This window comes from Sinomonas sp. (assembly GCF_036848755.1).
Classification (GTDB): Bacteria; Actinomycetota; Actinomycetes; order Actinomycetales; family Micrococcaceae; genus Sinomonas.
In genome coordinates this window covers 1-10,128 of record NZ_DAIUJO010000121.1, presented here as the reverse complement: position 1 = coordinate 10,128, position 10,128 = coordinate 1, and the positions used below count along the sequence as shown (strand labels likewise).

Genomic DNA, 10,128 nt, shown 5'->3' with positions numbered 1-10,128 from the left:
TGCCGGGTATGACTGCGTGCATGTCGACGACCAATTCGATAACGCTGCCGCCGCAGGCCTCCCGATCGCAAGCTAGACAGGCCTGTCCAACCAGCTTCACCGCTTCGGCCCTTCCCCGTCTCCAGGCCAGGCGTAGAAAAGGGCCATCCGCTGCAAGGGCACCGGCACTGGGAGCAGCTCTGGGGCGCCCCCAGCGCCCCAGGCGCCCTTCCCGTTCCTGCAGGGCGGTCGACGGCCCGACCGCGTCGGCGCCCACTGTGAACGGGTTCAGCCGGATACGGACCAGGCCGAACAGCTCGTCCGGGAGACGCTTCCCGGGGGAGACGGCGTACTGGCAGGCTCCCCCAGCCGACACAGCACTCTCTCCGCCGCGGGTGGTCGAGCTGTGGACCAGCAAGGGTCTACCGCCGCATTTATTTCCATCAGAAAGGATGCGGGATATGGGAAAGCACTGCCTGTCCAATAAGAATGACCGGGCTCTGCGGCTGGTCCGTGAGGAGCCGCACGAGTACGGCTCGGTGCAGGGCGTGCTCGGCGCGACATCGCTCGTCAAAAGCTCGGCTGCGTGCGGAAGCATCAACACGCACCGCGCGCCGGAGGCGATAATCGACGGGTGCCCTCCTATGCCCCGCTGACACCCGACGCGCTGGTGAGCATGATTGCCGACCGCTGCGTGGCTCGCGCGGGCCGGACCAGGGTCGCAGTCGACGGCGCGGAAGCGGCCGCACCGGCCGACCTCGCAGGGAGAATCGCCGCGAGGCTGCGCTCAACGGGCCGGCCCGCGGAGGTGGTGGAGCTGAAGGACTTCCTGCTGCCGGCCTCCCAACGGCTGGAGTTCGGCCGTGAGGACCCGAACAGCTACCGGGAACGCTGGTTCGACTTCGCCGCGCTGGCCCGCGAGGTGCTGGACCCGCTGGCCGCACCGGGAGCTGCGCAGTGGCTGCCGCGGCTGCGCGACCCGGAAACCGACCGCTCGTTCCGCACCCAGCGGCAGCCGGCCCCTGATGGCCTGGTCCTGCTGGTGGCGGGGCCCATGCTGCTGGGCCGCTGGCTGGACTTCGACCTGTCCGTCGCTTTGCAGGTCGATGAGCGTGTGCTCCGCGAACGCACGCCAGCGGAGCTCGCTTTCACCGTGGACGGCGTCCTCGGGCACGAGAGGGAAAAGCGTGAGGAACCGGACATCCTGGTGCGGTACAACCACCCGGAACGGCCCGCCGTCGCGGTTGCCGTCTGACCATGCCCATGTGTGCGGAGAAGCCCCCCACCTCTCCCCGCTGACGGCGCCTTCGCCTCCTGTCCGCCCTTCAAAGTCAGGCCATAAATCAGGTCCCTGCGTTCCCCGACACAGGAAACCCCTCTCAAATCTGCGTTTCCGCAGGTCAGAGAGGGGTTGTGGAGCCCCCTGCCGGATTCGAACCGGCGACCCTCTGTTTACAAGACAGATGCTCTGGCCAACTGAGCTAAGGAGGCGTGGCGCGTCGTGGAGCAGAAGCGCCACCCACAAGGGTAGCAAAGCGAAGCGGCCCGGCCCCCACCAAAGGGGACCGGGCCGCCGTCGTCTGTCGCCTCACGCGAGTCGAGAGGGCTACGCCTTCGCCCGCGCGTCGAGATCGGCCTGAAGGAACGCGTCGAACGCCTGGTTCGCTGAGTCTCCGATGCCCCACTGCTTGCCGTCGACGAAAGCGGTCGGCGTCCCGGTCACGCCGTCCGCGGCCGCGAGGGCGGTCGTGTATTTGACCCAGGGTCTATAGGTCTTGTTGTCCACGCATTGGGAGATGTCTGCCCCGAGTTTGGACGCGATGTCCTTCAGCTGCTGGTCGGAGAGGCCTGCCGAGCCTTCAGAGGGCTGCTGCGCGTAGAGCTGGGCGAAGAAGTCGGCGTAGTGGCTCGGGTACTGGTTCGCGACGCATGCCGCGGCGGCCGCGGCGCGGGACGAGTAGTTGGTCGTCGAGTTCTGGTCCAGGAAGGCGATGGGCCGGTATTCGAGCGTGATCTGGCCGGAATTGCGCAGCTGGGTGAGTTTGTCGCCGTACGTCTTCTCGAAGTTGCCGCACACCGGACAGATGAAGTCGACGTACACCACAACCTTGGCCGGCTGGCCCTTGGGTGCCGCCTCGACGCCCTTGGCGTTGGCCTGCTGCCCTTGGGAGGGCTGCGCGGTCGGCGTGGGGATGCTGGAAGCATTGACGGTCGACGCCGGCTCGGCCGTCACAGCGTTGCCCTTGCCGAGCGTGATCCCACCGTTGGCGTTCATGTTCGCGGGGCTGGGGCCGCTGTTCGCAATAGGCGCGTTCTGCTGCATCGACGAGGAGACGACGATCGCAATGATCGCAATGACCGCAACGAGCGCCACGACGACGCCCCACCGGATGAGAAGCCGGTTCCGCTTCTCCTTCTTCTGCTGTGCCTCGCGGATCTGGCGGGCCTTCTCACGGGCAGCGGCGGTCCGCTCCGCTTTAGTGGGGCGTGATTGATTGGACGGGCTCATCGTTCCTCGTGTCAGGTCGCGGCGCGCAGAGCGCGCCCGGTCGGCGTCGGGGACAGTGTATTCCAGCAGGCAGGACGGATCCCGGCAGAAGCACTCAATCGGCGCAACGAGCGGACCCCCGGCCGGGTTCCTTGACAGCACTGTGACCATCGCCGCAGCGCTCCCCGGTAGGGTGGAGAATGATTCCAGCGAATGCGAGGTAGCGCGAGAGTGGCTCAGGACACTGAACGGACAGCACCAGACACGACGGCCAAGGACGGCAGGGCGGCAGGATCCTACGACTTCCTCGTCGTCGCAAACCGTCTGCCGGTGGACAGAGCCGGAGACAGCCCGGACGACGGTTGGAAACGCTCCCCCGGCGGACTCGTCACTGCCCTCGCCCCCATCATGGAGAAGTCCGACGGCGCGTGGATCGGCTGGTTGGGCTCCCCGGACGAGGAGATCGAGCCCTTCGAGCACGACGGCATGGCGCTCGTGCCCGTGGGCCTCTCAGCCTCGGAGGTCGAGCTCTACTACGAGGGCTTCTCGAATGCGACCCTCTGGCCCCTGTACCACGACGTCATCGCTCCGCCGGAATTCCACCGCGCTTGGTGGGACGCCTATCGCCGGATCAATGAGAGGTTTGCGCTGGCGGTCCTGTCCCGCGCCGCGGATCACGCGACCGTCTGGGTTCAGGACTACCAGCTCCAGCTCGTCCCGGCCATCCTCCGGGCGCGGCGTCCCGACCTCCGGATCGGGTTCTTCAACCACATCCCTTTCCCGCCGCCCGAGATCTTCTCCCAGCTCCCGTGGCGCCGGCAGGTCCTCGAGGGTCTGCTCGGCGCGGACCTCGTCGGCTTCCAGCGCCCCAACGACGCCCTGAACTTCGCCCGCGCTGCCCGCCGGTACGGCGGCGCCGGCGGCAAGGGCACGAACCTCCTCGTCGGCCGGGGCGAGCGTGCAGTCCACGCAGAGGCCTTCCCGATCTCGATCGACACGGAGCGCATCTCGCAGCTGGCCCGCCACCCCGAGATCCAAGAGCGCGCACGCCAGATCCGCCACGACCTCGGCGACCCCAAGACGATCATGCTCGGCGTCGATCGCCTCGACTACACGAAGGGCATCCGCCACCGCCTCAAGGCGTTCGAAGAACTCCTGGTGGACGAACGCGTGAAGGTCGGCGAAGTGACTCTCGTCCAGGTCGCGAGCCCGAGCCGCGAGCGGGTCGAGCAGTACCGCCTCCTCCGGGAAGAGGTCGAGGGTACGGTGGGGCGCATCAACGGCGCCTTCGACACTCTCCAGCACACGGCCGTCCGCTACCTGCACCACAACTACCCCGTCGAGGAGATGGTGGCCCTCTACCTGGCCGCGGACGTCATGCTCGTGACGGCGCTGCGGGATGGGATGAACCTTGTCGCCAAGGAGTACGTCGCGGCCCGCTACGACGGCACCGGCGCCCTCGTCCTGAGCGAGTTCACGGGTGCCGCCGACCAGCTCAAGCAGGCGCTGCTCATCAACCCGCACGACATCGCGGGGCTCAAGGAAGCGATGGTCGCGGCCATCAATCTGCCGCCCGGGGCCGCGAGCCGCCGCATGAAGGCGATGCGGCGTCAGATCATCGTGCACAACGTCGAGGAATGGTCCGCCGCCTTCCTGAACCGTCTCGCGGAGGTCACCCATGGCTAGGCCGGAAGTCCCCGCGGAGCTGCGCGGCGCGCTCGAGCGGCTCGCCGCCGTCGACCGACTCCTCGTGGCGCTCGACTTCGACGGCGTCGTCGCCCCCATCGTCGAGCGGGCGGAGCAGGCCCGCCCGCTCCCGCAGACGGCGGCGGCCGTGGCCGAGCTTGCTGGCATCCCGGGGACCTGGACCGCCTACGTCTCGGGCCGATCGCTCGCCAGCCTCAGCGATGTCGCATCGCCCGACCCACGCACGCTGCTGATCGGAAGCCACGGAGCGGAGATCCGCCTCGACGGCCAAGAGCATCCCGTGGCCCTCGACGAGGACCAGCGCCGCGCCCTCGAGGCCCTCCATGCCACGTTCGCCCAGGTCGCCGCCCACGCGCCCGGAACGTGGGTCGAGGAGAAGCCCGCCGGCCGCGTCCTCCACACGCGTCAAGCGGACGACGACGTCGCCGAGGCCGCCGTCGGCGCCGCCCGGGAGCGCTTGGCGGAGCGGGGCGATATCTACCTCAAGACGGGGAAGCGGGTCCTCGAGGGGTCCGTCGTCCATGCGACGAAGGGCGAGGGCATCGCCTTTCTGCGGCAGGTCACCGAGGCCGACGCCGTCCTGTTCGCGGGCGACGACGTCACCGACGAGGATGGCTTCCTCGCCCTCGAGGAAGGCGACGTCGGGATCAAGGTCGGCGACGGGGACACGGCGGCGTCGTTCCGCGTGCGCGAGCCGGGGGACATCGCCGACGCGATGGCGCTTCTCGTGCTCCTGCGCGGGGCGCACCGGCCGGAACACCGGGCCGAGAAGGCAACATAACTATTCGGCCACGGCCCACTCTGTGGCGATCGTCACACTTGGGAACAAGGTGTGATGCGTGCCATACTCTTTCGTGAGCCGGGGAACACCGCCTCGGCTCCTTCTATGCCAGAATCGGCGATGCCAGCATGGGCAGCCCCTGACGGCATACAACTGAACAACACGAACCATTCACTACGGATCGTCCGGCACGTACCTGCCGGTGAAGGGACAGATTACTGTGGCAACAGTGACGTTCGACAACGCAACGCGCCTGTACCCGGGCACAGATAAGCCCGCGGTGGACAAGCTCAACATCCAGATCGCGGACGGCGAGTTCCTCGTTCTGGTCGGCCCCTCCGGCTGTGGAAAGTCCACCTCCCTGCGCATGCTGGCCGGCTTGGAGGACGTCAACTCCGGCCGCATCCTGATCGGCGACCGCGACGTCACGGACGTCCCGCCGAAGGACCGCGACATCGCCATGGTCTTCCAGAACTACGCCCTCTACCCGCACATGTCAGTTGCGGACAACATGGGCTTCGCGCTCAAGATCGCGGGCGTCTCGAAGGAAGAGCGCGCACAGCGCGTTCGCGAGGCCGCCAAACTCCTCGACCTCGAGCAGTACCTCGACCGCAAGCCGAAGGCGCTCTCCGGCGGCCAGCGGCAGCGTGTCGCCATGGGCCGCGCAATTGTCCGCAACCCGCAGGTCTTCCTCATGGACGAGCCGCTCTCGAACCTCGACGCCAAGCTGCGCGTCCAGACCCGCACGCAGATTGCGTCGCTCACCCGCCGCCTCGGCGTCACGACCGTCTACGTCACGCACGATCAGGTCGAGGCGATGACCATGGGCGACCGCGTCGCGGTGCTCAAGGACGGCCTCCTCCAGCAGGTCGACACCCCGAGGAACCTCTACGACAAGCCGCAGAACGTCTTCGTCGCCGGCTTCATCGGGTCGCCGGCCATGAACCTCCTCGAGCTTCCCGAGGCTGACGGCGGCGTCCAGTTCGGCGGCGCGGTGTACCCGGTCGCCCGCGATGTCCTCGCCGAGGCGACGGGCAACACGGTCACGCTCGGCGTGCGTCCGGAGGACCTCGAGTCCACCACGCAGGGCGATGGGCTCGCGGTGGAGGTCGACGTCGTCGAGGAGCTCGGCGCCGACGCCTACATCTACGGTCACACCACGGTGAACGGCCACGCGCACGACATCGTCGCCCGCACCGACGGCCGCCGTCCCCCGATGAAGGGCGACACGGTGTGGGTGCGCCCGCAGCAGGGTCACGTCCACCTGTTCGACACGAAGTCGGGCGAGCGTCTCGGCTAACCTGATCAGGACACAGCGCTGTGCCCGCCGGTTCTCCGGCGGGCACAGCCATTTTCCCCGGAAATGAGCAGGATGAACGGCGCCAACTGGCAGGACGAGCCGACCGACTACGACATGCTGGGCAAGCTGCCCCGCAAGCAACCGCTCAACGATCCGCCCCCTGCGAACGTCATGGGGTCTCTCAGCATCACGGCCGCGGCGGCCGACCCCGAGCTTCTGGATCTTCCCTGGCATATCGCCCTCGAAGACTGGCCCGAGGAGTACCTCGCCGCGCTCCCCCGCGGCATCTCGCGGCATATCGTGCGCTTCGCCAAGCTCGGCGGGTCGGTCATCGCCGTCAAGGAGACGGGCGAGCACATCGCCCGCCACGAGTACCACATGCTGCGCCGGCTCCAGCGGCTTGACGTCCCGTGCGTCGAGCCGGTCGCCGTCATCCGCGACCGTCAAACCCCGGACGGCCGCCCGCTCGATCCCGTCCTGGTGACGCGCCATCTGAAGTTCTCGCTCCCCTACCGCGCCCTCTTCTCGCAGATGCTGCGCAAGGACACCCTGACGCGCCTCATCGATGCGCAGGCGCTCCTCCTCGTGCGGCTCCACCTCATCGGCTTCTACTGGGGCGACGTCTCGCTCTCCAACACCCTCTTCCGCCGCGACGCCGGGGCGTTCGCTGCCTACCTGGTGGACGCCGAGACCGGTGAACTGTACCCGGACCTTTCCACGGGCCAGCGCGAATACGATCTCGAGATCGCCCGCGTGAACATTGCCGGCGAGCTCATGGACCTTCTCGAGGGCGGCCTCATCGACACCGAGGTTGATCCGGTTGCGACGAGCGAGCGCATCATGGACTCCTACCGGAACCTGTGGGCCGAGCTCACGGAGAAGGAGTCGTTCGAGCTCGGCGAGCGTTGGCGCGTGAGCGCCCGCATCAGGCGCCTCAACGAGCTCGGCTTCGACGTCGAGGAGTATGCGATCAAGACGACGGCGGGCGGCTCCACCATCCAGCTTCAGCCGAAGGTGGTCGACGCCGGCCACCACCAGCGGCGCCTCCTGCGGCTTACGGGCTTGGACGCCCAGGAGAACCAGGCGCGGCGCCTCCTGAACGACATGGACTCGTTCCGGGCCGACAACTTCCCGGACCAGGACGAGGAAATCGCGGCCCACGCGTGGGTGAGCCAAGTCTTCGAGCCGATTGTCCGCGCGATCCCCAAGGAACTCTCCGGGAAGCTCGAACCTGCCGAGGTCGTTCACCAGGTCCTCGAACACCGCTGGTACATGTCGGAGAAGCTCGATCGTCACGTGCCCCTCGCGGAGACCCTCCAGTCCTACATCGACACCGTTCTGCGGCACCGGCGGGACGAGGCCGCGATCATGCTCAATCCCGATACGCAGACCCTCAAGATCCTCGAGGCCGAGGCCGCGAGGCAGGCCGAGGACGAGTTCGACGACGAGGAAGCCGACGTTGAGGTGGAGGACCCGGTCGAAGCCGACTGACGACGGCTGCTCCGGCGGACGCCGCTCTCGCCGCTAGCCCACGTGCTCGGTGAGCCACTCGACGAGGGGACGGATTTCGTTCCAGCGCTCCCGCACTCGATCCGTCGCCTCAGGCTGGCCGAGCCACTCGGGCGTTCCGAGGGCACGGCCCGCGGTGAGCGATTTGAACTTGAGGAGTTCGCCGCGCGGGTGATCCTGCGCGAATTCGCGGGGCACGGTCTTGAGCCGCTCCCCCTCGATCGCGTAGCCCCCGCTCCGCAGGTCGTCGACGATGCGGGCCAGATCGCCCCCGGACGCCGGGGCATCGACCGCGCCCCGGAACCTCGTGGTCTGCGCTGGCGTGTGGGAGTGATAGCCACCGCCCACCAGGAGGCCGGTCGCGTCGAGGTGGAGGTAGTAGCCCATACCGTCGCCGGTTGCCGCGAAGCCGCCCTGCGAGGTCTTGTAGGGGGACTTGTCCTTGCTGAACCGAATGTCGCGGTTCGGACGGAACGCCTTTCCCTCGCCGAACTCGTCCGAGAGGGCGTCGAGCAGCGCGATCATCGGGCCGCGCACCGCGCGCTCGTAGATGTCCTTGTGCTCGAGCCACCACTCGCGCGTGTTGTTTTCCTCGAGCTCGGCGTAGAAAGCAATTCCCTCGGCAGGAAAACCCTCAAAGGTGGTCATGTGAAGGATCATCGCCCATGCGCCCCGGCGCGGTCTACCGGGCACCTCGAACCGAACTAAGGTGGGCTACGTGAGCGTGAGCATCCGCGACGTTGCCGAAACCGCCGGCGTCTCCATGGCGACCGTGTCGCGCGCCCTGAGCGGGCGCGGAAACGTGTCCGAGCGGAGCCGGCAACGCGTCCTCGACGCCGCGGAGAAGCTCGGCTTCGTCCGCTCGTACAACGCTTCGAGCCTCGCGTCCGGGCGCACCCGCAACATCGGAGTGGTCGTCCCCAGTGTGGGGCGCTGGTTCTTCTCGAGCGTGCTCGAGGGAGCGTCACGGGCTCTCCTCGAGGCGGGCTACGACCTCACTCTGTACAACGTAGGCGAGCGCCAGGGCAGACAGAGCGTCCTCAACGACTTCCTGCTTCGGCAGCGGCTCGACGGCGTTATCGCGGTGTCGCTCGAGCTCTCGCCGGACGAAATAGAGCAGCTCTTTCGGGTCAAACGGCCAGTAGTCGGCGTGGGCGGTGTCATCGCCGGCGTGGCGACCCTCCGCATCGACGATTCGGGGGTCGCGCGTCAGGCCACAGAACACCTCATCGGTTTAGGGCACACGGAGATAGCCCACTTGAGCGGCACCCCGGAATTCGAGCGCGACTTCTCGCTCCCGGCGAACCGCCGCAGGGGGTTCATCAAGGCCGTGGAGGAAGCGGAGCTCGCCGTGCGGCCAGGCTGGCTCGTGCAGACAGACTTCACCATCACCGGCTCCTACAACGCGTCGAAACGCCTGCTTGCGGCTCCCGGCGGCAGGCCGACAGCCATTTTCGCGGCCTCGGATGAAATGGCGTTCGGGGCGATCCTTGCGGCGCGGGACCTCGGCCTGCGCGTCCCCGACGATCTCTCGGTCGTCGGGATCGACGGTCACGACCTCGGCCCGCTCTTCGGGCTCACGACCTTCGATCAGGACCCGCGGGCTCAGGGCGCCGCGGCGGTGGGCATGCTGCTCCGCCAGCTCGACGGCGACGGCGACGAGCCGAGGAGCGAAGTCATCGAGCCCGAATTCGTCGTCCGCAGCAGTACGTCAGCACCCGCCGCGCCCAGACGAGGGCGCACGAGTCAGCGAACGGTGACGACGGCGTCCGGAGACACCCCGAAGTACGCGACGTAGCGTCCGAGGATGACGGGCCACTCGCTGTACTTCTCGTACTGCTCCCACCCTTCCGGGCCGGCTGCCCAGCCGTCGTGGGTGAACGTCACGACCGTCGCGGCGCCGTCATCCGCTTCGTCGAACTCGACTAGGAGCCGCATGGGTGCCGTAGGGCTCCACGCAAGCGTCCAGGACAGCTCAAGAGACGACGGCGGCTCCTCCGCGAGCACTTCGCCCCACACCTGGGTGTCCCCACCCTCCGATTCCTCCCCGATGACACCGTCCTCGATGAAGGCGTGCGTTCCCTCACCGAAGCCGGTGTAGTTCGAGGGCCACCATAGATGAAGGTCGCCCGTGAACGCGCTGTAGGCGACGTCGCGAGGAGCCGGAACGGAGAAACGATAGACGCGGGGCTGCGGCGCGCCTTGACCTTGCGCACCCTCGTCGGACCTGGGCCGATGCGAGAAGAGTGGATCCACCGTGCGATCCTATCGCCCGTCTTCCGGCAGCGCCTTCTGCTGGCTGTCTGTGCCGGGCGGGTGGGTGGTTTCGGGCGGGTGGTGCTGGGTGGGGTGGTGGTTAAATGC

General features: G+C 67.8%; 9 protein-coding genes and 1 tRNA gene. 6 read left to right on the top strand and 4 right to left on the bottom strand.

Annotated elements, in window-relative coordinates:
- Positions 1-613 precede the first annotated feature (613 nt).
- Complete coding sequence (locus V7053_RS15795) at positions 614-1,234, top strand: uridine kinase (protein ID WP_334173226.1); 621 nt, start codon at positions 614-616, stop codon at positions 1,232-1,234.
- Positions 1,235-1,393: 159 nt separating this feature from the next.
- Here V7053_RS15795 and V7053_RS15790 read toward each other — a convergent pair.
- Together V7053_RS15790 and V7053_RS15785 are read right to left on the bottom strand one after the other, a co-directional pair.
- Positions 1,394-1,470, bottom strand: a tRNA-Thr gene (locus V7053_RS15790).
- A gap of 115 nt (positions 1,471-1,585) precedes the next feature.
- Positions 1,586-2,488 carry a DsbA family protein gene (locus tag V7053_RS15785; RefSeq protein WP_334173225.1) on the bottom strand — a complete coding sequence of 301 codons (903 nt, stop codon included), beginning with the start codon at positions 2,486-2,488 and terminating at the stop codon, positions 1,586-1,588.
- Positions 2,489-2,680: 192 nt separating this feature from the next.
- Here V7053_RS15785 and V7053_RS15780 point away from each other — a divergent pair, with 192 nt between their 5' ends.
- The 4 genes from V7053_RS15780 (at position 2,681) to V7053_RS15765 (ending at position 7,746) form a co-directional block, all read left to right on the top strand.
- Positions 2,681-4,153: an alpha,alpha-trehalose-phosphate synthase (UDP-forming) gene (locus V7053_RS15780; protein ID WP_443022641.1), complete on the top strand. Its 1,473-nt coding sequence runs from the start codon at positions 2,681-2,683 to the stop codon at positions 4,151-4,153.
- On the top strand, positions 4,146-4,955 hold the full coding sequence (otsB, locus tag V7053_RS15775) for a trehalose-phosphatase (protein ID WP_334173223.1): 810 nt from the start codon (positions 4,146-4,148) through the stop codon (positions 4,953-4,955). The genes V7053_RS15780 and otsB overlap by 8 nt, the downstream gene beginning before the upstream one ends.
- 220 nt (positions 4,956-5,175) lie before the next feature.
- Positions 5,176-6,255, top strand: a complete 1,080-nt coding sequence (locus V7053_RS15770) for an ABC transporter ATP-binding protein (RefSeq protein ID WP_334173222.1) — start codon at positions 5,176-5,178, stop codon at positions 6,253-6,255.
- A gap of 63 nt (positions 6,256-6,318) precedes the next feature.
- The gene (locus tag V7053_RS15765; RefSeq protein WP_334173221.1) at positions 6,319-7,746 is read left to right on the top strand and encodes a DUF4032 domain-containing protein; all 1,428 of its coding nucleotides are present in this window, start codon (positions 6,319-6,321) and stop codon (positions 7,744-7,746) included.
- A gap of 33 nt (positions 7,747-7,779) precedes the next feature.
- Here V7053_RS15765 and V7053_RS15760 read toward each other — a convergent pair whose 3' ends face one another.
- Complete coding sequence (locus tag V7053_RS15760; RefSeq protein WP_334173220.1) at positions 7,780-8,412, bottom strand: DUF2461 domain-containing protein; 633 nt, start codon at positions 8,410-8,412, stop codon at positions 7,780-7,782.
- A 70-nt stretch (positions 8,413-8,482) separates the two neighbouring features.
- Here V7053_RS15760 and V7053_RS15755 point away from each other — a divergent pair, with 70 nt between their 5' ends.
- On the top strand, positions 8,483-9,562 hold the full coding sequence (locus V7053_RS15755) for a LacI family DNA-binding transcriptional regulator (RefSeq protein ID WP_334173219.1): 1,080 nt from the start codon (positions 8,483-8,485) through the stop codon (positions 9,560-9,562).
- Here V7053_RS15755 and V7053_RS15750 read toward each other — a convergent pair.
- Positions 9,511-10,020: an SRPBCC domain-containing protein gene (locus V7053_RS15750; protein ID WP_334173218.1), complete on the bottom strand. Its 510-nt coding sequence runs from the start codon at positions 10,018-10,020 to the stop codon at positions 9,511-9,513. The two genes, V7053_RS15755 and V7053_RS15750, sit on opposite strands and share 52 nt — an antisense overlap.
- Between the last annotated feature and the right edge of the window lie 108 nt (positions 10,021-10,128).

Bases quoted from the DNA above. Each gene is read 5' to 3' on its own strand.
- V7053_RS15760 (WP_334173220.1), bottom strand. From the start codon at position 8,412: ATGACCACCTTTGAGGGTTTTCCTGCCGAGGGAATTGCTTTCTACGCC.
- otsB (WP_334173223.1), top strand. From the start codon at position 4,146: ATGGCTAGGCCGGAAGTCCCCGCGGAGCTGCGCGGCGCGCTCGAGCGG.
- V7053_RS15765 (WP_334173221.1), top strand. From the start codon at position 6,319: ATGAGCAGGATGAACGGCGCCAACTGGCAGGACGAGCCGACCGACTAC.
- V7053_RS15780 (WP_443022641.1), top strand. From the start codon at position 2,681: ATGCGAGGTAGCGCGAGAGTGGCTCAGGACACTGAACGGACAGCACCA.
- V7053_RS15785 (WP_334173225.1), bottom strand. From the start codon at position 2,488: ATGAGCCCGTCCAATCAATCACGCCCCACTAAAGCGGAGCGGACCGCC.